26 protein-coding genes are annotated in these 25586 nt (G+C 62.7%); 9 read left to right on the top strand and 17 right to left on the bottom strand.

Translation table 11 applies throughout. The features are described 5' to 3' along the window. Positions 1 to 60 precede the first annotated feature (60 nt). From I3253_RS02665 to coxB, 10 genes are all read right to left on the bottom strand, one after another. Positions 61 to 1470 (bottom strand): FAD-binding oxidoreductase, encoded by a 1410-nt coding sequence (locus I3253_RS02665; RefSeq protein ID WP_197916070.1) that lies wholly within the window; start codon positions 1468 to 1470, stop codon positions 61 to 63. A 177-nt stretch (positions 1471 to 1647) separates the two neighbouring features. After that, the gene (locus I3253_RS02660; RefSeq protein WP_197916069.1) at positions 1648 to 2238 is read right to left on the bottom strand and encodes a GNAT family N-acetyltransferase; all 591 of its coding nucleotides are present in this window, start codon (positions 2236 to 2238) and stop codon (positions 1648 to 1650) included. Next, positions 2238 to 3500 (bottom strand): M16 family metallopeptidase, encoded by a 1263-nt coding sequence (locus I3253_RS02655; RefSeq protein WP_197916068.1) that lies wholly within the window; start codon positions 3498 to 3500, stop codon positions 2238 to 2240. Before I3253_RS02655 ends, I3253_RS02660 begins: the two co-directional genes overlap by 1 nt. Next, positions 3497 to 4885 carry a threonine synthase gene (thrC, locus tag I3253_RS02650; protein WP_197916067.1) on the bottom strand — a complete coding sequence of 463 codons (1389 nt, stop codon included), beginning with the start codon at positions 4883 to 4885 and terminating at the stop codon, positions 3497 to 3499. The genes I3253_RS02655 and thrC overlap by 4 nt, the downstream gene beginning before the upstream one ends. Before the next feature lie 5 nt (positions 4886 to 4890). Continuing rightward, positions 4891 to 5568: an SURF1 family protein gene (locus tag I3253_RS02645; protein WP_232236848.1), complete on the bottom strand. Its 678-nt coding sequence runs from the start codon at positions 5566 to 5568 to the stop codon at positions 4891 to 4893. Positions 5569 to 5668: 100 nt separating this feature from the next. Continuing rightward, complete coding sequence (locus tag I3253_RS02640) at positions 5669 to 6469, bottom strand: cytochrome c oxidase subunit 3 (RefSeq protein ID WP_197916065.1); 801 nt, start codon at positions 6467 to 6469, stop codon at positions 5669 to 5671. Between the two features lie 33 nt (positions 6470 to 6502). After that, positions 6503 to 7078, bottom strand: coding sequence for a cytochrome c oxidase assembly protein (locus I3253_RS02635; protein ID WP_197916064.1), 576 nt, complete (start codon positions 7076 to 7078; stop codon positions 6503 to 6505). After that, the gene (locus I3253_RS02630; RefSeq protein WP_197916063.1) at positions 7078 to 7239 is read right to left on the bottom strand and encodes a hypothetical protein; all 162 of its coding nucleotides are present in this window, start codon (positions 7237 to 7239) and stop codon (positions 7078 to 7080) included. The genes I3253_RS02635 and I3253_RS02630 overlap by 1 nt, the downstream gene beginning before the upstream one ends. After that, positions 7236 to 8180 carry a heme o synthase gene (gene cyoE / locus I3253_RS02625; RefSeq protein ID WP_197916062.1) on the bottom strand — a complete coding sequence of 315 codons (945 nt, stop codon included), beginning with the start codon at positions 8178 to 8180 and terminating at the stop codon, positions 7236 to 7238. Before cyoE ends, I3253_RS02630 begins: the two co-directional genes overlap by 4 nt. A 76-nt stretch (positions 8181 to 8256) precedes the next feature. Further along, the gene (coxB, locus tag I3253_RS02620; protein WP_197916061.1) at positions 8257 to 9105 is read right to left on the bottom strand and encodes a cytochrome c oxidase subunit II; all 849 of its coding nucleotides are present in this window, start codon (positions 9103 to 9105) and stop codon (positions 8257 to 8259) included. A gap of 181 nt (positions 9106 to 9286) precedes the next feature. Here coxB and tldD point away from each other — a divergent pair, with 181 nt between their 5' ends. The 5 genes from tldD (at position 9287) to I3253_RS02595 (ending at position 16221) form a co-directional block, all read left to right on the top strand. Beyond that, a complete protein-coding gene (tldD, locus tag I3253_RS02615; RefSeq protein WP_197916060.1) occupies positions 9287 to 10708 on the top strand; it encodes a metalloprotease TldD in 1422 nt (473 codons plus the stop codon). Between the two features lie 114 nt (positions 10709 to 10822). After that, on the top strand, positions 10823 to 11971 hold the full coding sequence (dprA, locus tag I3253_RS02610; protein WP_197916059.1) for a DNA-processing protein DprA: 1149 nt from the start codon (positions 10823 to 10825) through the stop codon (positions 11969 to 11971). Positions 11972 to 12184: 213 nt separating this feature from the next. Then, a complete protein-coding gene (gene topA, locus I3253_RS02605; protein ID WP_197916058.1) occupies positions 12185 to 14716 on the top strand; it encodes a type I DNA topoisomerase in 2532 nt (843 codons plus the stop codon). 153 nt (positions 14717 to 14869) lie between these two features. Then, positions 14870 to 15592, top strand: a complete 723-nt coding sequence (locus I3253_RS02600) for a CoA transferase subunit A (RefSeq protein WP_197916057.1) — start codon at positions 14870 to 14872, stop codon at positions 15590 to 15592. Continuing rightward, a complete protein-coding gene (locus I3253_RS02595) occupies positions 15592 to 16221 on the top strand; it encodes a 3-oxoacid CoA-transferase subunit B (protein WP_197916056.1) in 630 nt (209 codons plus the stop codon). The genes I3253_RS02600 and I3253_RS02595 overlap by 1 nt, the downstream gene beginning before the upstream one ends. A gap of 52 nt (positions 16222 to 16273) precedes the next feature. On the opposite strand, the gene I3253_RS02590 is transcribed toward I3253_RS02595, so the two are convergent. Beyond that, a complete protein-coding gene (locus I3253_RS02590; protein WP_197916055.1) occupies positions 16274 to 17080 on the bottom strand; it encodes a 3-hydroxybutyrate dehydrogenase in 807 nt (268 codons plus the stop codon). Further along, positions 17081 to 18589, bottom strand: a complete 1509-nt coding sequence (locus tag I3253_RS02585; protein ID WP_197916054.1) for a class I adenylate-forming enzyme family protein — start codon at positions 18587 to 18589, stop codon at positions 17081 to 17083. Positions 18590 to 18703: 114 nt separating this feature from the next. Between I3253_RS02585 and I3253_RS02580 the strand changes: the two genes are divergently transcribed. From I3253_RS02580 to aat, 4 genes are all read left to right on the top strand, one after another. Then, positions 18704 to 19246, top strand: coding sequence for a LuxR C-terminal-related transcriptional regulator (locus tag I3253_RS02580; protein WP_408647773.1), 543 nt, complete (start codon positions 18704 to 18706; stop codon positions 19244 to 19246). 167 nt (positions 19247 to 19413) lie between these two features. Continuing rightward, positions 19414 to 19905 (top strand): acetyl-CoA carboxylase biotin carboxyl carrier protein, encoded by a 492-nt coding sequence (gene accB / locus I3253_RS02575; protein WP_197916053.1) that lies wholly within the window; start codon positions 19414 to 19416, stop codon positions 19903 to 19905. A gap of 9 nt (positions 19906 to 19914) precedes the next feature. Next, positions 19915 to 21267: an acetyl-CoA carboxylase biotin carboxylase subunit gene (gene accC, locus I3253_RS02570; protein ID WP_197916052.1), complete on the top strand. Its 1353-nt coding sequence runs from the start codon at positions 19915 to 19917 to the stop codon at positions 21265 to 21267. A 22-nt stretch (positions 21268 to 21289) separates the two neighbouring features. After that, positions 21290 to 21925 (top strand): leucyl/phenylalanyl-tRNA--protein transferase, encoded by a 636-nt coding sequence (aat, locus tag I3253_RS02565; protein WP_197916051.1) that lies wholly within the window; start codon positions 21290 to 21292, stop codon positions 21923 to 21925. Here aat and I3253_RS02560 read toward each other — a convergent pair. From I3253_RS02560 to I3253_RS02540, 5 genes are all read right to left on the bottom strand, one after another. Continuing rightward, on the bottom strand, positions 21871 to 22338 hold the full coding sequence (locus I3253_RS02560) for a DUF2155 domain-containing protein (protein ID WP_197916050.1): 468 nt from the start codon (positions 22336 to 22338) through the stop codon (positions 21871 to 21873). The two genes, aat and I3253_RS02560, sit on opposite strands and share 55 nt — an antisense overlap. After that, complete coding sequence (gene mlaD, locus I3253_RS02555) at positions 22335 to 22787, bottom strand: outer membrane lipid asymmetry maintenance protein MlaD (protein WP_197916049.1); 453 nt, start codon at positions 22785 to 22787, stop codon at positions 22335 to 22337. Before mlaD ends, I3253_RS02560 begins: the two co-directional genes overlap by 4 nt. Positions 22788 to 22791: 4 nt before the next feature. After that, a complete protein-coding gene (locus I3253_RS02550; RefSeq protein ID WP_197916048.1) occupies positions 22792 to 23175 on the bottom strand; it encodes an NADH:ubiquinone oxidoreductase subunit NDUFA12 in 384 nt (127 codons plus the stop codon). 120 nt (positions 23176 to 23295) lie between these two features. Then, the gene (gene clpX / locus I3253_RS02545) at positions 23296 to 24561 is read right to left on the bottom strand and encodes an ATP-dependent Clp protease ATP-binding subunit ClpX (RefSeq protein WP_197916047.1); all 1266 of its coding nucleotides are present in this window, start codon (positions 24559 to 24561) and stop codon (positions 23296 to 23298) included. A 132-nt stretch (positions 24562 to 24693) separates the two neighbouring features. Next, the gene (locus tag I3253_RS02540; RefSeq protein ID WP_197916046.1) at positions 24694 to 25326 is read right to left on the bottom strand and encodes an ATP-dependent Clp protease proteolytic subunit; all 633 of its coding nucleotides are present in this window, start codon (positions 25324 to 25326) and stop codon (positions 24694 to 24696) included. Positions 25327 to 25586: the final 260 nt, after the last annotated feature.

Below are 25586 nucleotides of genomic sequence, written 5' to 3'. Positions count from 1 at the left end.
GCTCTGCCCCGCCCCGAGCAAGCTCGGGACTCCCCGGGATATTTCCGGCCAAAAGAAGACCTAGCCGCGCAATACTGCCCCCGGATTCATGATGCCGTTAGGATCAAGCGCTTGCTTGATCGCGCGCATGGCCGACAGCCGCGCGGGATCGCCATACCGCTCCAGATCGCCCATCTTCAGGCGCCCGACCCCGTGCTCGGCACTGAATGAGCCGCCCATCTCCTGAACCAGGCCATGTATTCGTTCAGACAGTCGGCCCCGGTGCGCGTCATATTCCGATCTGTGATGGCCCCTGGGCGGGAACAGGTTGTAGTGCAAATTGCCATCGCCCAGATGTCCGAAACAATTGATACGGAACGGACCAACCGCCGCCACCAGCGCCTCCGCCTGGGCGATGAAATCGGTAACCGCCCCCAATGGCAGAGAAATATCATGGCTGGCGACGGAGCCAACGATCTTGTTTGCCTCGGGAATGGCCTCACGAACCCGCCAGAACGCGGCACGCTGGATACCGTTTTGTGCGATCGCGCCATCGCTCACCAGCCCGGCCTCAATGCCAGAGATGTAGATCCGCTCCAACGCCTCATCCGCCCCATACGACAGACCAAGCTCGATCAGCACCATCCATTGCGGCGCGGGCGCGAAGGGTTGGCGCGTTTCCGGCAGGTGTTCGGCGACAAAGTCCAGCCCCTGGCGGTGGATCAACTCGAACGCGCTCACGCCTTCACCCGCCTCCTGGCGCGCCAATGTCAGAAGGTCCAGCGCAGCCCCGGGCCCATCCACCACCATCACCGCCGTACCCACCGAGACGGGCCGCGCGAACAGCTTGAGCGCGGCAGCGGTGATCACGCCCAAAGTGCCCTCGGCCCCGATCAGCAGATTCCTAAGGTCATAGCCGGTATTGTCCTTGCGCAGCCGCGTCAGCCCATGCCAGATCTCACCAGTGGGAAGTACGGCCTCCAACCCCAGGCACAAATCACGCGCATTGCCGTAGCGCAACACAGTCACGCCGCCCGCATTGGTTGACAGGTTGCCCCCGATCCGGGCCGAACCTTCTGCCCCCAATGACAGAGGAAACAACCGGTCGACCGCAAGCGCGGCCTGTTGAACATCGGTCAGGATCACGCCGGCCTCCGCCACCATCACGTTTTCCAGCGGCAGCACCGCCCGCACCCGGTTCATGCGCTCCAACGACAGGATCACCGGCGCCGGCCCCGCGTCCTGCACCTGCCCGCCCACAAGGCCAGTCCCGCCGCCATAGGGCACCACCCCCACCCGCGCCGCGTTGCACGCGGTCACGATTGTGGCAACCTCCGCTGCCGATCGCGGCAACGCCAACAGGCCCGCGCGCCCCACAAACCGCCCGCGCGGCTCTTCCAGATAGCGCGGCTCGGGCGGGCGCAATGTATCTGACGGCAGTTGCCCTGCAAGGTGATCGCGAAACGTTTCGGAAACCGGGTTAAGTGTCATGCAACCAGACATAATCCGCACAGCCCTCGCGGTCCAGCAGCACAGCATTTCCCGCAACGCACCATTCCAAGGACGGGATGACCGGCCCGACACCCCCCCCCTTCATTTTGCCGAAAATACTCTGGGGGTGAATGGGCCGCAGGCCCAGAGGGGGCAACGCCCCCACCCACCGCTGGCTCAGGCCTGGCCTGCCAGGGTGCGTCCACGACGATCATTGCGCAACGCGGCATACAACACATGCGTGCGCCAGCGCCCGTTGATCTGCAAATAGCTTTGCGCCACCCCTTCGTACTTGAACCCGGACTTCTCCAGAACCCCGCGCGAAGCGATGTTCTCGGGCAGACAGGCCGCTTCGACCCGGCTCAGTTCCATGCGGTGAAACGCGTGATGAACCACCGCTTCGATGGCTTCTCGCATGAAACCCTGCCGGGCAAAGGTCTCGCCAATCCAATAGCCCAGCGTTCCCGCCTGCGCCGGCCCTCGTCGGATATTGTCCAGCGTGATCGCCCCCAGCAGCACGTCATCGTTGCGCCGGAACAGGAACAGCGGCAGCGCATTGTCCGTACCAATGGATCGCTGCGCCCAGTACACGCGATTGGTAAAGCTCTTGCGGCTCAGATGCGTCGGGGCCCAGGCCGGCTCCCAGGGCACCAGGAATTCGGCGCTGGCACTGCGCAGCTCTGCCCAGTTTCGAAAGTCGGAATGCACCGGCGGGCGCATGATCATCCGCTCGGTGTCGATCCGAACCTTCCGCCGGTTCAACAGCATCAGGCAGCGCGCCTCCGCTGGAGCGCCTCAAGATCGGGTGCGTCGGACACCGGGCCATACAACGCCATGGCCGGGCGGGCGTTAACCGCCATATCCTCGGCAATACGGCGCACATCTGCATCCGTCACCGCATCGATTCGCTCCACCGTCTCGCTCAGCGAGGGGACACGGTCCCAGATCGCCAGCATCCGCGCCAGCCGCTCGGCCCGGCTCGACGGGCTTTCCAGCCCCATCAGCAAACCCGCCTTCATCTGCGTACGCGCCCGCGCGATCTCGACCGGGTTCATATCCTCGGCTGCGCGTTTCAACTCGTCGATGGTGATCTGCGCCAGGTCGCAAATCTGGCTGCCCGACGTGCCCGCGTAAATCGTGGTCATACCGGTGTCCGAATAGGCCCCCGTTTGCGCAAAGATCGAATAACACAGACCGCGCTTCTCGCGAACTTCCTGGAACAGGCGGCTTGACATGCCACCGCCCAGGGCCGTGGTATATATCTGCGCGGTGTAGATATCAGGACTGCAATAATCCGGGCTTTCCAGCCCCAGCGCGAAATGCGCCTGTTCCAGGGCCTTTTCGGTCCGGAACTCACCCCCGCCGAATCGCGCCGGTGTTATCGGCAGGACCGGCCCACGTTGCAGATGGCCGAACTGATCCTCTGCCAGCCGCACGATCTCGCCATGGTCAATGCCGCCCGCCGCCGACAGGATCATGTGTTCGGGGCGATAATGTTCGCTCACAAAGGCCGACAGATCCACACGCCCGAACCGGCGCACATGCGCACCGTCCCCCAGGATCGTACGCCCCAGCGGCTGATCGGGATAGGCCCGTTCCTGCAACCAGTCAAAGATCACGTCATCCGGCGTATCCAGCGCCTGTCCGATCTCCTGAAGGATGACCCCACGCTCGATCTCGATCTCAACCGGGTCGAAAACCGGATTCAGCACGATATCGCCCACCACATCCAGTGCAAGACGCACATCGTCCTTCAGCACACGTGCGTAATAGGCCGTTACCTCACGGCTGGTATAGGCGTTGATATATCCGCCCACATCTTCGATCGCCTCGGCGATCTCCAGTGCATTGCGCCGTTTCGTGCCCTTGAACGCCATGTGTTCCAGAAAATGCGCAATGCCGTTCTGTTCGGGCCGCTCATGGCGCCCGCCCACATTCACCCAGATGCCGATCGCGGCGGATTCCAGGCCCGGCATGTGTTCGGTGACAATGCGAAACCCGTTGGAAAGTGTATGCAGTTCTACTGTCAACGCTGGACAATCCGTTGCTTGATGAGCGCCTGAAGATGGGCCAGGTCGTTGGGAACACGTGCCACTTGCTCATCCCGATCCATCATGTCCGCCATATGCGGCGGCAGCGACGGGCGCTGCCCTGTCGCGGCCTCGACGGCATCGGGAAACTTGGCGGGATGGGCCGTGGCCAAAGAGATCATCGGGGTCTCGGATAAATGTTCATGGCCCACCTTTACCCCAACGGCGGAATGCGGGCAAAGAACTTCTCCACAGGCCGCAAATGCGTTCCTGATGGAGGCCATGGTCTCGTCTTCCGACGCCCGCCCCGAGCCGAAACTCTCGCGCAGCGCCTGCATCGCGCCCTGGCTCACACGAAACGATCCCCCCTTCAGCTCGTCCATAAGCTGCGCCACCGCATTGCCGTCGCGCCCATAGGCGTCAAACAGCGCGCGCTCGAAATTCGAACTTACCTGAATGTCCATCGACGGGCTGATTGAGGGCGTCACCCCCTGCTTGATATAGGCGCCGGTTTCCAGGGTGCGGTGCAGAATGTCGTTCTGGTTGGTGGCAATCACCAGATCCCTGATCGGCAGCCCCATCTTCCTGGCGATGTAACCTGCGAAAATGTCCCCGAAATTGCCCGTTGGCACCGTAAACGACACCTCGCGATTCGGCGCGCCCAGCGACACGGCCGAGGTGAAATAATACACCACCTGCGCCAGAACCCGCGCCCAGTTGATCGAATTCACCCCGGCCAGACGCACCCCGTCGCGGAATTCGAAATCGTTGAACATGTCCTTGAGCCTGGCCTGACAGTCATCGAAATCACCATCCAGCGCCAGCGCGTGCACATTGGAATCACCGGGCGTGGTCATCTGCCTGCGCTGGATCTCGCTGACGCGCCCATGCGGGAACAGGATGAACACATCCACGTTGTCCAACCCCCGGAACGCCTCGATCGCGGCCGACCCGGTATCGCCCGAAGTCGCCCCCACGATGGTCACACGCTCACCGCGCCGCGCCAGCGAAAACTGGAACAGCTGGCCAATCAGCTGCATCGCGAAGTCCTTGAAGGCCAGCGTGGGGCCGTGGAACAGCTCCAGCAGAAAGTGGTTCGGCCCCAGCTGCACCAGCGGCGCGCGCGCGTCGTGACGGAACCCCGCATAGGCCCGCGCGATGATCCCCCGGAACTCCGCGTCGGTGAATGCATCGCCCACGAACGGGCGCATCACCCGGAACGCCGCCTCTTCATAGCTCACCCCGGCCAGCGCCGCGATCTCTGCCGCGCTCATTGTGGGGATGGTCTCGGGCACATACAGCCCGCCATCGCGCGCCAGCCCGGTCAGCATGGTGTCCTCGAAATTCAGAACCGGCGCATTGCCGCGGGTAGAGATGTATTTCACGGGTGTCACGCCTTCCTGGTTTTGCGCAGTCGGCGCAGGTAATAGACCGTCATGAGCACCCAGACAATCGCAAGTCCATACCACGTGACGACATATTCAAGGTGATCGTTCGGAATCGCCGCGCCATCGATCGGCAGCGGTGTCACCGGCGGGTCGGTTTCCGAGGTTTCGCGCAAGATGATCAGCACCGGCTCGGTCCCCAGAACGTCGGCCAGGGTGGGAACATCGCGCGCAAACCAGATGTTCTTTTCCGCGTCGGATTCGGGGGTAAAGCCGTCAATCTCGTCCGGCCAGTGCAAATTGCCGGTGATCGTCGCCGGCCCGGCCGGGCGCTCCGCGTCCTTTTGCGGCGGCTTGATCCAGCCCCGATCCACCATGATCCGCCGCCCGTCCGTGGTTTCGAAAGGGGAGATCACGCGATACACCGCCCCCACATGGCGGGTCGAGGCCAGAATATGCAATTCCTCGCCGGTGAACGCTCCGCTGGCCGAGACCGAAAGATAACGGTCGCGCTGCGGATCGGGATTGGCGGGCACGGCCACCGGGGCGGCCTCGATCCGCGCCGCGATCTCGTCCAGCACACCCTCTTTCCAGACCAGACGCTGCAACTGCCAGGTGCCAAGACTTACCAGCACCACCGTGCCAAGAATGCCAAAGAAAAGCGGAAGGACGTAACGCGGCAAACGGGACTCCATCGTCTCAAAGAAAATCGCGGGCAGCCTGAAACCGCCCGCGACGTGTTATTCTCCGAACGGCGCCGGATTTCAACCGCAGCGCAACGGTTTACTGGCCCCAGATATAGATCGAGGCAAACAGGAACAGCCACACAACATCCACGAAGTGCCAGTACCAGGCCGCCGCCTCGAACCCGACATGCTGGGTCGGGGTGAAATGCCCCTTCAACACGCGCATCAGGCAGACGAACAGAAAGATCGTGCCGATGATCACATGCGCGCCATGGAACCCCGTCGCCATGAAGAACGACGCGCCATAGATGTTTCCGGCAAAGCCAAAGGACGCATGGTAATACTCATAGCCCTGGAAAAAAGTGAACAGCAGCCCAAGGGCGATGGCGATGCTCAGGCCCCATTTCACGTCCTGGCGGTTGTTTTCGTGGACAAGCGCATGGTGCGCCCATGTCGCCGCCGCGCCCGAACACAACAGGATCAGCGTATTGATCAGCGGCAGGTGCCAGGGATCGAAGGTTTCGATACCTGCCGGCGGCCAGACACCGTCCACCGCCGGGCTTTGCGGCCCCATCGGATACAGCGCGTGTTTGAAGAAGGTCCAGAACCAGGCCGAAAAGAACATCACCTCGGACATGATGAACAGGATAAAGCCATAGCGCAGGCCGATCTGCACAACCGGGGTGTGGTCGCCCGCCTTGCTTTCGGCAATCACCTCGGCCCACCAGCCGAACATGACATAAAGAACGGCGACCAGGCCGATCAGGAACATCCACGGGCCACTGTCGTGGAACCACAGAACCGCGCCGAACAGCATGACAAAGCCGCCCACCGCGCCAAGGAACGGCCACCAGGACGGGGCCAGAATGTGATAATCGTGATTTTTCGCGTGCGCCATTTTCTCTTTTTTCCCTCGTTGGAAGGCTTGCTCTTAGTTTACGTCCACACCACCCGTCGGCGTCAAGGACGCGCTGTCTTCGGGCAGGTCAATTTCATAGAATGTGTAGCTCAGCGTGATCGACTTCACGAATTTCGCGTCGCGGTCGTCCACGATCCCGGGGTCCACGTAGAACGTCACGGGCATCGAAACCCGCTCGCCCGGTTGCAGCACCTGCTCGGTAAAGCAGAAACAATCGATCTTGGTGAAATATCCGCCCGCATCAAACGGCGCGACATTATAACTTGCCGATCCCGCGATCACCCGGTCGGTCGGATTGTAGGCCTCGTAAAACGCCAGCCCGGTCTCGCCAATGCGGATTTCCATCTCGCGCTGCATGGGCTTGAACTCCCATGGCATGCCGCGTTCCTTGCTGGCATCGAACCGCACCTTGATGGTCTGGTCCAGAATCACGTCCGATCCGGTTTCGGCCACATTTGTCGTGCCACCAAATCCCGTGACCCGGCAGAACCAGTTGTAAAATGGCACCGATGCCCAGGCCAGCGCGCCCATCACCACGACCACGCCGACGGTTTGCAGCAGGGTTTTCTTGGGCCCGATCACCGCCATCAGTTGGTTCTCACGGCATTGGCCGGCTCGTAATCGCCGCGCGTCACCTTGACCACGGTCAGGCCGAACACGATGACGATGAAACTGACCAACACCAGCGCCACGCCCAGATTGCGGCCAAAACGGCGCCTGTGCAGTTCATGCTCTTCACGAAAGCTCATACCGGCCATCCTCCGAATCCATAGGGTTGCAGCGCGGCCTCGGCCAGGATCGCGCCAAAATGCAGGAACAGGTACAGCAGCGACAGGCCGAAAAACGCCTTTTCACGCTTGTACTTGTCCGCCTCGGCCTGCGCTTCGTCGCGCCGCCAGATCGCCACGGCGCCCGCCAGGAACAATGTGTTCAGCACAACAGCCGTCACCAGGTAAATCGGCCCCCCGACACCGGTAAAGGCCATGCCCACGGCAATGATCGCCAGCAGGATCGTGTAGACAAGGATATGTGTGCGGGTCGCGCGCCGCCCATGGGTCACGTGCAGCATCGGCACACCGGCATCCTTGTAGTCGGATTTCATGAACAGGCACAGCGCCCAGAAATGCGGCGGCGTCCACATGAAGATCAGCGTGAACATCAACACGCTTTCCACCGAAATACCGCCCGTCACCACCGCCCAGCCGATCATCGGCGGAAACGCCCCGGCGGCGCCACCGATCACGATGTTCTGCGGCGTCCAGCGTTTCAGCCACATGGTATAGATCACCACGTAGAAAAAGATGGTAAAGGCCAGCAATCCCGCCGCCACCCAATTGGCGGCCAGCCCCAGCATCACAACCGCGAAACCAGACAGCGCAACACCGATCGCCAGCGCCTCGTCCGGCGTCACCTTGCCGGATGGGATCGGCCGGCCTTGTGTGCGCTTCATCACCCGGTCGATATCGGCATCCCACCACATGTTCAAAGCGCCCGACGCCCCGCCGCCCACGGCGATGAACAGGATCGCGCTGAACGCAACAAACGGATGCTCGCCACCCGGTGCCGCCAGAAGGCCCACCGCCGCGGTGAACACGACAAGCGACATCACCCGCGGCTTGAGCAGGGCGAAATAGTCGCCGAATCCGGCTTCTTGCGTGTCGGCGCGTGTGTTGATGCTTGCGTCGCTCATCTTTGCGTCCTGTTCGGCTTACAGGCAAAACCGCCTGTCGGGAGGCTGGCCGGGAGTGCGCCCGGCCACCATGTCCTCAATCGGCCAGGGCCACTTTCGTCGAAGGCAGCGTATTGCGGTCGCCGGCATATTCCTCGATCGCGCCTTCCAGCCACTGAGCATAAGCTTCTTCGGAAACCACCTGCACGGTGATCGGCATATAGGCGTGATCCTTGCCGCACAGCTCGGAACACTGGCCGAAATAGATGCCTTCCCGCTCGGGCTTGAACCAGAGTTGGGCGATCCGGCCCGGCACCCCATCCTGCTTCACGCCAAAAGCGGGAATGGTCCAGGAATGGATCACATCGGCACCGGTCACGTCCATCACGACGGTCTTGCCAACCGGCACGACAACCCTGGTGTCCGTCGCCAGCAGATATTCATCGGGATTATACCCGTTTTCGGCCAGTTCTTCGCGGGGCAGCATGAAGCTGTCAAAGGCGAAATCGTGATCCGTGTATTCATAGCCCCAGTACCACTGATAGCCCGTCACCTTGATGTGAATTTCGCCTTCGGGGATTTCCTGCTGGTTGAACAGCACCGGCAACGAGAACGCGCCGATAAACACCAGGATCACGATCGGTCCCAGCGTCCAGGCGATTTCCACCGGCGTGTTATGTGTGAACGAGGCCGGGTTGGGGTTGGCGCGCCGGTTGTAGCGCACGATGACGATAAGAATCAGCAGAACCACAAACGCCACGATCGCCGTGATGATGATCAGGAGCATCTGGTCCAGCGATTGCAGCTGGCGGGCCAGTTCGGTGGCGGCTGGCTGAAAGCCCACACCGCGAGGTGTGGGTTTGCCCACGGTTTCAACGCTCTGTGCGAGGGCCGGAACGGCGGTAAATGCTGCCAGAAGGCCCAGGATTGTCGAGAGAAGTCGCATGTTTCACCCTGATCGGTTTCAGTGTTGTTCTTTGATATGTTGCAGAACCGGTCGCCCAGTCGGCGGAATCCTGCTGTTGTTTCGCGCCTAGAAACCATATTCTATGCCACAGATAAAGTCACAAGCTTGCGGCAAACAGACGCTTTTTTTGATTCAGATCAAAAAGCAGGAAAAAAATCACATGACAAATGACAAGTTTCGCCCCTTTGACACCGCCCTTGACCGGGATGCGGCCCTGACCCTCTTGCGTCAGGCCACCGACGGCGCCGATGATGGCGAACTGTTCCTGGAACGGCGCAGTTCCGAGGCACTGGTATTTGATGACGGGCGGCTGAAGACCGCGAGCTATGACGCCGGCGAGGGATTCGGCCTGCGCGCCGTGCGCGGCGAGGTGGCGGGCTATGCCCATGCCACCGACATTTCCGAACCCGCGATCCGGCGGGCGGTGAAAACCGCCCGGCTTGCCGTCGGCGAAGGCGGCGCCGTTCTGGCCGACAGCCCCCAGCCGACCAATCGTCGCCTTTATACCGATGCCGATCCGATCGGCGGCGTGTCCTTTCCGGTCAAGATCGAAACCCTGCGCGCGATCGACAGCTTTGCCCGCGATCTTGATCCCCGCGTGGTGCAGGTCTCGGCCACTTTGGCGGCCAGCCACCAGGAGGTGGTGATCCTGCGCCCCGACGGCACGCATGTATCCGACATACGCCCGATGACCCGCGTGAATGTCTCGGTCATCGTCGAAAAGGACGGGCGGCGCGAAAGCGGCAGCGCCGGCGGCGGCGGGCGGATCGGGCTGGATGGCCTGCTGGACCCGGCTGATTGGCAGGCCAAGGTACACGAGGCGCTGCGCATCGCCCTTGTCAATCTCGAAGCGGTCGCGGCCCCCGCCGGCCCGATGGAGGTGGTGCTTGGCCCCGGCTGGCCCGGCATCCTGCTGCACGAGGCGGTGGGCCACGGGCTGGAAGGCGATTTCAACCGCAAGGGCAGTTCCAAATTCACCGGCATGATCGGCCGGCAGGTTGCCGCGCGCGGTGTCACGGTGGTGGATGACGGAACCATCCCAGACCGGCGCGGCTCGATCACGGTGGATGACGAGGGCACCGCCTCCGGGCGCACCACGTTGATCGAGGACGGCATTCTTGTCGGCTATATGCAGGATCGCCAGAATGCCCGCCTGATGGGTGTGGCGCCCACCGGCAACGGGCGGCGCGAAAGCTATGCCCACGCGCCGATGCCGCGCATGACCAACACCTACATGCAGGGCGGCGACAGCAACCCGGCGGATCTGGTGGCTTCGGTGAAGGACGGGATCTATGCCGTCGGATTCGGCGGCGGCCAGGTTGACATCACCAATGGCAAGTTCGTGTTTTCCTGTACCGAGGCTTATCGCGTCGAAAACGGCAAGGTCGGCGCACCGGTCAAGGGCGCAACCCTGATCGGCGATGGCGCCACGGCCATGATGCAGATCCGGGGGCTGGGCAACGACATGGCGCTAGATCCCGGCATGGGGAACTGCGGCAAGGCCGGGCAATGGGTGCCGGTGGGCGTAGGCCAGCCGACCGTCCTGATGGATGGGCTGACCGTGGGCGGTTCGGCGGCCTGACGGCCCGCCCCGCGTTCCCGGGTCAAAGCACCGCCGCTGGAAATGTCGCCGTGGTTTACGCGTCATTAACCACCCATGGTCTACACCTGATTCTGCAAGCAGGCGGAGCCACGGATGACTGAAGACTATTATTCTTCCACTCACCCCCAACTCCCACCCACCACGGAAGAAGAACGTTTTGCGTGGCTTCGTCTCTTGCGCTCACGTCGGGTGGGCGCGACGACCTTTCACAGATTGCTGGCCGAACATGGCAGCGCGCAGGCCGCGCTCGCGGTTTTGCCCGAAGTGGCGCGCGCCGCCGGGGTCGAGGGGTACGAAATCTGCCCCGAGGCCGTCATTCACAAGGAACTCAACGCAGGCCGGGCTGCCGGGGCGCGCCTGATCACCTGCGCGGATCGCGACTACCCGGACGCTTTGCGCCAGATTGCCGACGCACCGCCCATCCTATGGACGCGGGGCCGGGTTGAATTGCTGCACCAGCCGATGATCTCGCTCGTCGGCGCGCGCAATGCCTCGTCGCTGGGCACCCGCATGGCGCGCGCAATGGCGCGCGATCTGGGTCAAAAGGGGATCGTGGTCGTGTCCGGGCTGGCGCGCGGCGTGGATACGGCGGCCCATCTTGCCGCCTTGCCCTCTGGCACCGTGGCTGTCTTTGCCGCCGGCGTGGATGTGATCTACCCGGCGGAAAACACCCGCCTGGCCGACGATATCGCCCGCGACGGGCTGACGCTCAGCGAACAGCCCCCCGGCCTCATGCCGCAGGCGCGCCATTTCCCGGCCCGCAACCGGATCATCTCGGGGCTGGCCCGCGCCGTGATCGTGGTCGAGGCCGCCGCCAAATCCGGCAGCATCATCACCGCCCGCAACGCGCTGGACCAGGGGCGCGAGGTGCTTGCGGTGCCCGGCCATCCCTTCGATGCGCGCGCCGCCGGGTGCAACATGCTGCTCCGCGACGGCGCCACGCTGGTCCGCTCTGCCGAGGACGTGATCGAGGCGCTGCCCGATCTGGGCGCCACCCTGCCCGGCGCCGAACCCGAACTGCCCAATCTCCCCCCCGCACCCAAGCCGCCGGCGCGCAGCCTGCGCGACATATCGAACCTGCACATGCAGATACTCGACCGGCTTGGCCCGTCCCCGGTGGCCGAGGATCAGCTGATCCGCGATCTGCGCGCCAACAGCGCCCAGGTGGCCCCGGCGCTTGTCGATCTGGAACTGGACGGTCGGATCAGACGGCAATCCGGCGGCCTGCTCAGCCGCGCCTGAACCCGCATCCTTTTCCGGAACCTGCGCGCCACGGCGCCGCCGGGCATCGCCCTGCTCCTGCGTGCCACGGCCGACCGCCCCCCAAATCCGCGCAAAGATGATCCCATTTCGCCCCACCCCGCCACCAAGGTATTTCCGGCGCATTGACAATTCCCCCTTTCGCCCCACATTTTTCGCCGCCATAACGCTCGTCCAGAGTCGAGAGGAGATTTCATGCCAGTTGTCGTTGTCGAATCCCCGGCGAAAGCCAAGACCATCAACAAGTATCTGGGGAAGAACTACACCGTCCTGGCGTCCTATGGTCACGTCCGTGACCTGCCGCCCAAGGACGGCTCTGTCGACACCGAGCACGACTTTGCCATGACATGGGAGATCGGGAACGATTCCCGCAAACATGTCAAAGCGATAGCCGACGCTCTTAAAGACGACAACGAACTGATTCTCGCCACCGACCCGGACCGCGAGGGCGAGGCGATCAGCTGGCATCTGGAAGAGGCGCTGCGCAAGCGGCGCGCGGTGAAAAAGGACACACCCGTCAGCCGCGTTGTGTTCAACGCGATCACCAAATCCGCCGTGACCGAGGCGATGCAGAATCCCCGCACCATCGACCAGCCGCTGGTCGACGCCTATCTGGCGCGCCGCGCCCTCGATTATCTCGTGGGCTTCAATCTTTCCCCGGTCCTGTGGCGCAAACTGCCCGGCGCACGCTCGGCGGGGCGCGTGCAATCGGTGTGCCTGCGCCTGATCGTGGAACGCGAGATGGAGATCGAGGCATTCAACGCGCGCGAATACTGGTCGGTCAAGGCGCTGCTCGGCACCCCGCGCGGGCAGGAATACGAGGCCCGGCTGACCGTGCTGGGCGGCAGGAAACTGGACAAGTTCGACCTCGCCAATGACACCGCCGCGGAACTGGCCGTTCAGGCGATCACCTCGCGCGACCTGTCCATCGCCCGGGTCGAGGCCAGGCCCGCCTCCCGCAACCCCTCGGCGCCCTTCATGACCTCGACCCTGCAACAGGAAGCCAGCCGCAAGTTCGGCATGGGCGCGCGCCAGTGCATGTCCACCGCGCAACGCCTCTACGAGGCCGGGCACATCACCTATATGCGGACCGACGGCATCGACATGGCGCCCGAAGCCGTGACCGCCGCGCGCGACGCGATCAAGGATCGTTACGGCGCCCAATACGTTCCCGACAGCCCGCGCATGTACAAGAACAAGGCCAAGAACGCGCAGGAAGCCCACGAATGTATCCGGCCCACCGACATGACGCGCGATGCCGCCTCGCTGAAACTGTCGGATGACGATCAGCGCAAGCTCTACGATCTGATCTGGAAACGCACGCTCGCCTGCCAGATGGAAGGCGCGCGGATGGAGCGCACGACCGTCGATATCGCCAGCGACGACGGCCAGGTCGAACTGCGCGCCACCGGTCAGGTGGTGCTGTTTGACGGATTTCTGCGCGTCTATGAAGAGGGCCGCGACGATGTCGTGGATGACGACGACAAACGCCTGCCCCAGATCGCCGAAGGCGAAGCCGCCACCAAGAAAACCATCACCCCCGAACAGCATTTCACCCAGCCCCCGCCCCGCTATACCGAGGCGACTCTGGTCAAGAAAATGGAAGAGCTGGGCATCGGGCGCCCGTCAACCTATGCCAGCGTGATCACCACGATTCAGGACCGCGAATATGTCCGCAAGGACAAGAACCGCCTCATCCCCGAGGACAAGGGCCGCATCGTCACCATCTTCCTGCTGAATTTCTTCCGCCAGTATGTCGGCTATGAATTCACCGCCAATCTCGAGGAAGAGCTGGATGATGTCTCGGCCGGCAACCGCGATTACAAGAACGTTCTGGCGCGTTTCTGGAAAGATTTTTCCGTCGCCATCGCCGAAACCTCGGAACTGCGCATCACCGAAGTGCTGGATGTGCTGGATGACGCGCTTGCGCCCCAATTGTATCCGCCGCGCGAAGACGGCTCGGACCCGCGCATCTGTCCCAAATGCGGTCAGGGCAAGCTGCACCTGAAAACCTCGCGGACCGGCGGGTTTGTCGGCTGCGGCAACTACCCGGAATGCACCTATACCCGCCCCATCGCGGGCGAAGGCGCCGATGGCGACGAGCGGGTGCTGGGCATGGACGGCGACGACGAGATCTGGCTGAAATCGGGCCGGTTCGGCCCCTATGTGCAGCGCGGCGAACCGACACCGGACAACAAGAAACCCCCGCGCGCCAGCCTGCCGCGCGGCTGGAACAAGGACGAGATGGACCTTGAAAAGGCCCTGACCCTGCTCAGCCTGCCGCGCGAGATCGGCGAACACCCCGAGGGCGGCATGATCAGCAGCAATTTCGGGCGCTTTGGCCCCTATGTCATGCACCAGCTGCCCGACGAGGCCAAACCGGTCTATGCCAACCTCAAGGATCCGAACGACGTGTTCGAGATCGGCATGAACCGTGCGGTCGAATTGCTGGCCGAAAAGCGCGCCAATCCCGGTCGGCGGGGCGGTGGAACATCGGCCAAACCGCTGCGCGAGCTGGGCGAACATCCCCAAGACGGCGGAGCGATCAACGTGATGGAGGGGCGCTACGGGCCCTATGTGAAATGGGACAAGGTCAATGCAACCCTGCCCAAGGGCACCGAACCCGCCGATGTCACCATGGAGATGGCAGTGGCGCTGATCGCGGAAAAAGCGGCCAGGAAAGGCACCAAACGCAAGGCGCGGCCCAAGAAATCCGCTGCGAAATAGGGAGGAGGCCGGAAATTTGCAAAATTTCCGGTGCGTTATCCTTGCAGGAAAACGCTGTCGGTCCGTAGTAATACGGCTCCGCAACACGCCACATTGACTTCCCCCTGACTCACGGTCAAAACCTCTCCAATTCCGGATCACAGGGAGAGTTCCATGAACAAGGTTTATGAAAACGCGGCCGCGGCGCTTGACGGCATCCTGCACGACGGGATGCTGATCGCCTCGGGCGGCTTCGGGCTGTGCGGCATTCCCGAAGGTCTGCTCGATGCCATCAGGGCGTCGGGCGTCAAGGATCTGACATTTGCCTCCAACAACGCCGGCGTTGACGGCGCGGGCATCGGCATCCTGCTGGAAACCCGCCAGGTGAAAAAGATGATCTCCTCCTATGTGGGCGAGAATGCCGAATTCATGCGCCAGTATCTGTCGGGCGAACTGGAACTGGAATTCACGCCCCAGGGCACGCTGGCCGAACGGATGCGCGCCGGCGGCGCGGGCATTCCCGGGTTTTTCACCAAAACCGGTGTCGGCACGGTGATCGCCGAGGGCAAGGAACACAAGGACTTCCCCACAGGCGCGGACGGCGCGCCCGAAACCTACATCATGGAACAGGGCATCTTTGCCGATCTGGCCATCGTCAAGGCCTGGAAGGCCGACCCGACAGGCAATCTCGTGTTCCGCAAGACCGCGCGCAATTTCAACCACCCCGCCGCCACCTGCGGCAAGACCTGCATTGTCGAGGTGGAAGAGATCGTGCAAACCGGTTCGCTGGACCCCGACAGCATCCACCTGCCTGGCATCTATGTGCATCGCATCATCCAGGGAAGTCACGAAAAACGCATCGAACAGCGCACCGTGCGCAAGCGGGAGGAAGCCTAATGCCTTGGGATCGTAACCAGATGGCCGCCCGCGCGGCCCAGGAACTTCAGAACGGCTGGTATGTGAATCTCGGGATCGGCATCCCGACGCTGGTGTCCAACTACATCCCCGACGGGGTCGAGGTGACGCTCCAGTCGGAAAACGGCATGTTGGGCATGGGCCCCTTCCCCTACGAGGGCGAGGAAGACCCCGACCTGATCAATGCCGGCAAGCAAACCATCACCGAACTGCCCCAGACCGCCTATTTCGACAGCGCCACATCCTTTGCCATGATCCGGGGCGGCAAGATTGCCATGGCGATCCTGGGCGCGATGGAAGTGGCCGAAAACGGCGATCTTGCCAACTGGATGATTCCGGGCAAGCTGGTCAAGGGCATGGGCGGCGCGATGGATCTCGTGGCCGGTGTGGGCCGTGTGGTCGTGGTCATGGATCACACCAACAAACACGGCGACAGCAAGGTGCTCAGGGAATGCACCCTGCCGCTGACAGGCCGGGCCGTGGTGGACCGGATCATCACCAATCTCGGCGTGCTGGACGTGGTCGAGGGCGGTTTGCGGATCGTGGAAATGGCCGATGGCGTCACCGAGGACGAACTGCGCGCCGCAACACAGGCCACGATCGTCAACTGATCCGCCAATCCAGAAACCGAAACGCCCGGCCTGATGGCCGGGCTTTTTTTGTTTACTGAGAGGTCCAGCCGCCGTCCATCGGGATCGCTGTTCCGGTGATATTATGGGCCACCGGGTTGCACAGCCACACCGCCAGCGCACCGATCTCTGCCGGTGTATTGGTGCGCTGCGAGGGCTGTTTTTCCTTCAGCAGATCGGCAATCGCCGTGTCACGATCCACGCCGCCCAGGGCATTGGCGCGCGCTTCGATCTGCGGCTCGATAATCGCGGTTTCGGTCCATCCCGGACAGATGCAATTCACCGTCACCCCGCCCGTTGCCCGGCTCCCGGCTGCCGCATATTCCAGCGCCGCCACCTTGCTCAGCCCGACCAGCCCGAATTTTGCCGCCGTATACGGCCCCTTGTCGGGGCTGGCGATCAACCCGTGCACGCTGGAGATATTGATGACCCGGCCATAACCGCGTTCGGCCATTTTCGGCATCGCGTGGCGCATCGTGTGAAACGCCGCCGACAGGTTGATCGACAGGATCGCATCCCATTTTTCCACCGGCATTTCGGCAATCGGCGCCGTGTGCTGGATACCGGCATTGTTGACCAGAATGTCCGCCCCGCCCCAGGCCTCTACCGCCTGCATCAGTTCGGCAATCTGATCCGGGTGGCGCATGTCCCCGCGAAAAAACTCGGCCTGCGGCGCGCCCTTGTCGCGCAGATGCTGACAGGCCTCCTCGATCTGCGCATCCCCGGCCAGCCCGTGCACCGCGATACGCGCACCCGCCTTGGCCAGTTCCTCGGCAATGGCCAGCCCGATCCCCTGCACCGATCCCGTGACCAGCGCCGTTTTCCCTGTCAAATCCGTCATTTACATATCCTCCAACATCTTCCTCAACTCGGTTTTCAAAACCTTGCCATAGTTGTTCTTGGGCAGTTCGCGCAGCGCGAAATAGGCTTTGGGCCGTTTGAACCGGGCGATGTGGTCCAGACAATGCGCGTCCAGCGCCGCACTGTCCATCTCTGCATCCGCCACCACAAAGGCCACCACGTCCTCGCCCCAGTCCGGGTGCGGGCGGCCCACAACCGACACTTCGCGCACCATTGGATGCAACAACAGCGCTTCTTCCACCTCGCGCGGATAAATATTCGTGCCACCCGAAATGATCATATCCTTGGAGCGGTCCTTCAGTGTCAGAAACCCATCCGCGTCCAGACAGCCCATATCGCCCGTGCGCAGCCAGCCATCCACGATTGTCCTGGCGCTGGCCTCGGGGTTGTTCCAATAGCCCGGCATCACCGCATCGCCACGCACCACGATCTCGCCCACCTGCCCGGCTGGCAACGGCGCGCCCGCCTCATCGCAGATCGCCACCTCCACTACCGATTGCGCCCGCCCGACCGAGGCCAGCCGCTCTCGCCAGCGCGGATCGGCACGATCCGCCACCGCGTCGCGGTTCAGCGCGGTGATGCACATCGGGCATTCGCCCTGTCCGTAAATCTGCACGAAGATCGGTCCGAAATGATCGACCGCCTCGATGATGTCGGCCACATACATCGGCCCGCCACCGTAAACGATGCTGCGCAACCCCTCTCCGCGCGTCCCCGCGGCCTTTGCGGCAATGGTCAGACGCTTGACCATGGTCGGCGCGGCAAACATGTGCACCCGTCCGAAATGGCGCGCCAGATCGAAAATCTCATCCTCGTCAAACCCGCCGCCCTGCGGCAGCACGTGGCGCGCGCCCTTCAGCACATGCATCAGGTTGTAGATCCCCGCCCCGTGGCTCAGCGGCGCGGCATAAAGCGCGGCATCGTCGCGCGTCACCTCGTCCACATCCGCAAGATAGCTCAGCGCCATGGCGCTCAGCATCCGGTTGGTGATCATCACCCCCTTGGGCCGCCCCGTGGTGCCCGACGTATAAAACAGCCAGCTCAGATCGTCGGGCGCGCGCGGCGTCACCGCCGCCAGCGGTGGCGCCTCCTGGATCGTCCGCCAGGCGTCATCGGCGACATTCACACACGCCACATCGGCATGCGCGCTCAGCGCCTCATGCAATCCGGGCGAGGTGAAACACAGCGCCGCATCGGCATCCCCAAGGATCCAGGCCGCCTCGCGCCCGTGCAGCTTGGCATTGATCGGCACCACCACCGCGCCCGCATACCACGCGCCATACTGCGCGATCAGGTATTGCGGCACGTTCTTCATGAACAGCCCCACCCGATCGCCCGGCGCCACACCCCTGGCCCGCAACCCCCCGGCAACCGCCAGCGCCCGTTCGTGAAACTGACCATAGGTGGCGTCCTGCGCCCGCCCCAGGAATATCGCCCCCGCATCGGGCGACATACGCGCCGTCCGCTCCAGCCAAGCCGCGATGTTCATGTCTGCCTCCCCATTCGTCCGGCCTTACCATGCTCCAGCCCCTTGCCGCAGACAATGACGTAGAAATACGCTGTCTCTTGGCCTTGGCGGCGGCTTGTGCCATTTCTGATGTCCATGGAACTGGATGCTCTTGCCTTTGAACATGCGCCCGTCGGGCTTGCGATCCTCGAAAACAGGATCATCCGGCGCTGCAATCGTCATTTCGCCGAGATGTTCCGGGAGTCTCCGGACAATTGCGAAAACGTGTCGCTTGGCGAATTCTACGCATCCGAAGAGGATTTCCAGACGATCGGAGAACGCGGTCTTGCGGTCATGCGTCAGTCGGGGCGCTATCAAGACGAACGGATCATGCGGCGACGCGGGGGCGGGCTGTTCTGGTGCCGCGTGCGCGGTCAGTCGCTGACCCCGGAAAACCCGTTTCAGCGCGGGATCTGGTCCTTTGCCGATCTGTCCGACGACCGCCCCATCGTGGCCCTCACCCAGCGGGAACGCGAAGTGGCCATCCTGACCTGCCGGGGCCTTACCTCCAAGGAGATCGGGCTGGAGCTATCTCTGTCCTACCGCACGGTCGAGGAATACCGCGCCCGGCTGCTGCGCAAGTTCGGCGCCCGCAAGCTGGCTGAACTTGTCGCCAAACTGTCCGGGATGCCACTTTGAGCAACGGGGAGATTTTTGCCGCCTTCCCCTCGATAAATCACGCGCTCACCCCTAGTTTCATGCCTCAGATCAGCTTTCCACCGCTGTCCTTTTCTCTTATAAGGCGCCGCAGGGGAAACCAATCAACGACTGAATCGCGCCAAGCGCCGCATAGGGTAGGAACCACAATGAGCACCAACAAGCACGAATCCGATGTCGCCTTCATCAAGGCTCTGGCAGAGCTTCTGCGCGAGAACGATCTGACCGAACTCCAGGTCAAGCGCGACTATGGCGAGGATGACAGCCTGAACGTGCGTGTCAGCCGCCAGACCATCGCCGCGGCCCCCGTGGCCATGGCCGCCGCCGTTCCGTCAGCGCCCGCCGCCGCCCCTGCCGCCGCGCCCGCTCCGGCGCCGGCAGCCGCCCTCGACGACCCTGCCAGCCACCCCGGCGCCGTCACCTCGCCGATGGTCGGCACGGTCTATCTTCAGGCCGAACCGGGCGCCCCCGCCTTTGTGTCGGTCGGCGCGCAGGTCAACGAGGGCGATACGATCCTGATCGTCGAGGCGATGAAAACCATGAATCACATTCCGGCCCCCAGATCGGGCACCGTGAAACGCATTCTCGTGGGTGACGGCGATACCGTTGAATTCGGCGCCCCCCTGGTTATTATCGAGTAAGGCGCTGACATGTTTGACAAAATCCTGATCGCCAACCGCGGAGAGATTGCCCTGCGCGTGATCCGCGCCTGCCGCGAGATGGGCATCCAGTCGGTCGCGGTCCATTCCACGGCGGATGCCGACGCGATGCATGTGCGCATGGCGGACGAGGCCATCTGCATCGGCCCGCCCCCCGGCACGGACAGCTATCTCAACATGGCCTCCATCATTGCCGCCTGCGAAGTCACCGGCGCACAGGCCATTCACCCGGGCTATGGCTTCCTTTCCGAAAATGCCAATTTCGTGCAGATCGTCGAGGATCACGGCATCACCTTCATCGGCCCCACCGCCGAACATATCCGCGTGATGGGCGACAAGATCACCGCCAAGGACACGATGAAGGCGCTGGGCGTGCCGTGTGTCCCCGGTTCGGATGGCGGCGTGCCCGATCTGGCCGCGGCCCTGAAGATCGGCGAGGAATTCGGCTATCCGGTGATCATCAAGGCCACCGCCGGTGGTGGCGGGCGCGGCATGAAGGTCGCGGCCAATGCCCGGGAAATGGAAAAGGCGTTCATGACCGCCCGCGCCGAGGGCAAGGCCGCCTTTGGCAATGACGAGGTCTATATCGAGAAATACCTCACCACGCCGCGCCATATCGAGATTCAGGTTTTTGGCGACGGCAAGGGCAACGCCGTACATCTGGGCGAACGCGACTGTTCGTTGCAACGCCGCCACCAGAAAGTGTTCGAAGAGGCCCCCGGCCCCGCGATCAGCCCCGAGGAACGCGCGCGCATCGGCAGGATTTGCGCCGATGCCGTGGCCCGGATCAACTACATCGGCGCCGGCACGATCGAATTCCTCTATGAGAACGGCGAATTCTACTTCATCGAGATGAACACCCGTCTTCAGGTTGAACATCCCGTGACCGAGTCGATTTTCGGTGTCGATCTGGTGCGCGAACAGATTCGCGTCGCCGAAGGACTGCCCATGTCCTTTACCCAGGACGAACTGGAAATCAACGGCCACGCCATCGAGGTGCGCATCAACGCCGAGAAACTGCCAAACTTCTCGCCCTGTCCCGGCAGGATCACGGCCTATCACGCCCCCGGCGGGCTGGGCGTGCGCATGGATTCCGCGCTGTATGACGGCTATGCCATCCCGCCTTATTACGATTCCCTGATCGGCAAGCTGATCGTGCATGGCCGCGACCGCCCCGAGGCGCTCGCCCGCCTGCACCGCGCGCTTGGCGAACTGATCGTGGACGGGATCGACACCACCGTGCCGCTGTTTCACGCGCTGCTGGCGGAAGAGGCGGTTCAGACCGGCGATTACAATATCCACTGGCTGGAACATTGGCTGGCGGAAAACCTGTCACAGGGCTGAATGGCCATGGGCGCGCGTCCTCATGGGTGAACTCACCCCCGACATCCTGATGCGCGCCTATGCCATGGGGGTCTTTCCCATGGCGGAATACCGGGACGATCCGGAAATCTTCTGGGTCGATCCGATCCGCCGCGGGATCATCCCGCTGGACCGTTTCCATATCTCCCGCTCGCTGGCGCGCGCCATCCGGCGTGACTCATATGCCATGTCCCTGAACCGGGATTTCGCCGGAGTGCTGGACGGGTGCGCCGACCGGGCCGAGACATGGATCAGCGGCGAAATCCATCGGCTGTATCTCGCGCTGCACGCAGACGGTCAGGCGCATTCCCTGGAAATCTGGCAAGAAGACGGGCTGATCGGCGGCGTTTACGGCGTCACGCTGGGCGGGGCCTTTTTTGGGGAAAGCATGTTTTCACGCCGCCCGAACGCTTCCAAAATTGCCCTTGCCTATCTGATCGAACATCTGCGCCGCTGTGGCTTTACCCTGTTCGACACCCAATTCCTGACCGATCACCTGGCCAGCCTGGGTGCGATCGAGGTACCGCGCGCCGATTATCACAAGATGCTTACATGGGCGCTCGGGCAGAGGGCCGATATCACGGCTCACTCGCTGCCGACCGCCTCGGAGGTTTTGCAGCGCAGAACCCAGACATCGTAACGCGCGTGATCCAGCGCGTTCAGCGCCGGGGACGAGGCGATCATCCAGCCTTCGAAAATGGCCGCCCCCGCGCCATTGTCCTCCAGGATGGTCAGATAGGCATACGCCTCGCCCGTGGCATTGTCCTCGGGATAACGGCACTGGGCCATGTCCACCCGCAAACCGCCGAAATTCACGCTATAGCCATTGGCCAGTTCGAAATCGACCAATTCTCCGGTCAACTTGTCCAGCCCACGCAGCGTGGCGCCCTTGGCCACCTTCGCCTCGGTGACAACTTCGCGCGTCGCCTCTCCCAGGGAATCAGGCAGAGATTCAAACGTTTGCGGCTCGATCTCCAGCGTTTCCACGATGATATCCTGCGCCGAAACAAAGCCCGGAGCCGCAAGCAAAACCGCTGCCAGAACCCGCTTCATTCGCTCGAATCCCCACCGGTCACAAATTTCAGCAACAACGAAATCAGGCTGACCGAGCCTTGTGTATCTTCGATCTCGTCGCCTTCGGCCAGGTTGAACGACGATCCGCCCGGAAGGATTTCCACGAAATTGCCGCCCAGCAACCCCTCCGAGGAAATCACCACCGCGCTGTCATCGGGCAATTCGACATCCGGGTTCAACGTGAATTCCGCGTCGGCACGAAATGTCTGCGGGTTCAGGTCGATATCCGTCACCGTACCGATCTTGACCCCGGCCAGGCGCACATCCGTGCCAACGCTCACCCCCTCGATCGAGCGGAACGACGCGGTCAGCCGGTATCCGGCACTGTCCGAACGAAAATCGGTGAACTGAATGGCATAGACCAGGAATCCGATCGCCACCGCAACAACGGCGGCGCCCACGGCGGCCTCTGTGCGAACGGCCGACATCGCCTTACTCGGGGCTCCAGGCCTCGTAGTCGCGCCGCTCCACCGGGGTTCCGGCACGGATCGAGCCCGCCGGCGCATAGGCCATTGCGGTTCCCGACAGGTTTTCCTGGTGCGGCTTTTCCCAAGGCTTGTGCGGCAGCGGCTTGTCCGTCGGTGCCATATCAAAGGTGCGGTGCAGCCAGCCATGCCAGTCGGCGCAGATCCGGCTCGCCTCGATCTCGCCATTATACATCACCCAACGCTTCGAATCGTCGGCGTTGCGGTAATAGACGTTGCCCTGATCGTCCTCGCCCACCTTGATGCCCTTGCGGCGCGTGTAAAGACGGGTGTTCAGGGTGGCGCCGGTCCACCAGGTCAGTGCGCTGTTGATCGTGCTCAGAATGCCCATGAATGCCTCCGCAAATTCCCTTTCCATATGGACCATTCCACACCAAAGGTCCAGTGGGCGCGGCCACGGAAAAGGGCGGACAAATTGCCCGCCCCGCCAACGTCGGTCTTGCGGCCCGGATCAGCCCGCAGACGCCGATTCCTTTTCCGCCTCGCCATGGATCATCAACGGCGCGCCGTCGCTGGTGGCCGCCTCTTCGTTCACCACCACCTCGGTCACGCTGTCCAATCCCGGCAGATCGAACATCGTGTCCAGCAGGATGTCTTCCAGGATCGAGCGCAACCCGCGCGCGCCGGTCTTGCGCTCAATGGCGCGTTTGGCAATGGCGCGCAGCGCGTCATCCGTGAATGTAAGCTGCGTGTCTTCCAGCTCGAACAGGCGCTGATACTGCTTGACCAGCGCATTCTTGGGCGCGGTCAGGATCGTGACCAGCGCCTCCTCGTCCAGATCCTCCAGCGTCGCCAGCACCGGCAACCGGCCCACGAATTCCGGGATCAACCCGAATTTCAAAAGATCTTCCGGCTCCAGGTCCTGAAACACCTCGCCCACGCCGCGCTCGTCATTGTCACGCACATCCGCGCCAAAGCCCATGGCGCTGCCCTTGCCGCGCTGCGCGATGATCTTGTCCAGACCGGCGAAAGCCCCGCCGCAAATGAACAGGATGTTGGTGGTATCGACCTGAAGGAATTCCTGCTGCGGATGTTTGCGCCCGCCCTGCGGCGGCACGCTGGCCACGGTGCCTTCCATCAGCTTCAGCAATGCCTGCTGCACACCCTCGCCCGACACATCCCGCGTGATCGAAGGATTTTCCGACTTGCGCGTGATCTTGTCGACCTCGTCGATATAGACGATGCCGCGCTGCGCGCGTTCCACGTTGTATTCGCTGGACTGCAACAGCTTGAGGATGATGTTTTCCACATCCTCGCCCACGTAACCGGCCTCGGTCAGCGTGGTGGCATCCGCCATCGTGAACGGCACATCCAGAATCCGCGCCAATGTCTGCGCCAGCAGCGTCTTGCCACAGCCCGTCGGGCCGATCAGCAGGATATTGGATTTCGCCAGCTCGATATCCCCGGATTTCTGGGCGTGGTTCAACCGCTTGTAGTGGTTGTGAACCGCAACCGACAGCACCCGCTTGGCCGTCGCCTGGCCAATCACGTAATCGTCCAGAACGTCGCAAATCTCGCGCGGGGTCGGCACCCCGTCGCTGGCCTTCAGCCCGCTGGCCTTGGTCTCTTCGCGAATGATGTCCATGCACAGCTCGACGCATTCGTCGCAGATGAACACCGTCGGGCCGGCAATCAGCTTGCGCACTTCATGCTGGCTCTTGCCGCAAAAGCTGCAATAGAGCGTGTTCTTGCTGTCACCGCCGGAATTGTTCGCCATGTCCTACCTTTCAGGCCCTGTTCCGCCGCCCCGAACCGGGGTCGACCGCCGCGTTTGGGCCAGCTTAGGCCAGCCGTTTGCCGCGTACAATGTCAAATTGGGTCGCGCCCGGTGCCGGGCACGACACCGTGATCACTTCTCGTCCTCGTCGCCCTTGGCGCGGCTTTCCACGATCTCGTCAATCAGGCCCCAGGCCCTGGCGGCTTGGGCATCCATGAAATTGTCGCGCTCCAGCGCCGCCTCGACGGCCTCCAGCTTCTGGCCGGTATGCCGGACATAGATCTCGTTCAGCCGCCGCTTCAGCTTCAGCGTCTCCTCGGCGTGGATCATGATATCCGTGGCCTGCCCCTGATACCCGCCCGAAGGCTGGTGCACCATGATCCGGCTGTTGGGCAGCGAAAACCGCATCCCGTTCTCCCCCGCGGTCAGCAAAAGCGACCCCATCGAGGCCGCCTGCCCGATCACCAGGGTCGAAACCTTGGGCTTGATATATTGCATCGTGTCATAGATCGACAAACCCGATGTCACCACGCCGCCGGGGCTGTTGATATACATCGAGATTTCCTTGGACGGGTTCTCCGCCTCCAGATGCAGCAATTGCGCCACGATCAGGCTCGACATGCCGTCATGCACCGGACCGTTCACAAAAATGATCCGCTCCTTGAGCAGCCGTGAAAAAATGTCATAGGCCCGTTCGCCCCGGCTGGTCTGCTCGACCACCATGGGAACCAAAGTGTTCATATATGTCTCGAATGGGTCTTTCATATCCGCCTGCCTGTTCTGCGCCCCGGGCCGAAATCCGGCCCTCTCCCCCAGAGTCTTAGTAGGGGACTTTGGGGGCTGCAAGGCCAGCAGACGATTTTAAGGTTAACAGCCGGTAAAGTCAGCGGCACCCAGCGGCACGCGCCCGGTCGATTTTCCGCGAAACCGCCCCGGAACCGGCGAATCCCGGGGCTTTCATTGTTCCAAAAATACTCAAATGCACCGCACACGACAAAAACGGTCGGCCCAGGGCGGCGCGCCAC

It is taken from the genome of Thiosulfatihalobacter marinus (assembly GCF_016019955.1).
GTDB lineage: Bacteria > Pseudomonadota > Alphaproteobacteria > Rhodobacterales > Rhodobacteraceae > Shimia > Shimia marinus_A.
Note: the sequence above shows the minus strand (reverse complement) of the source record. Positions and strands in the feature narration are given on the sequence as shown.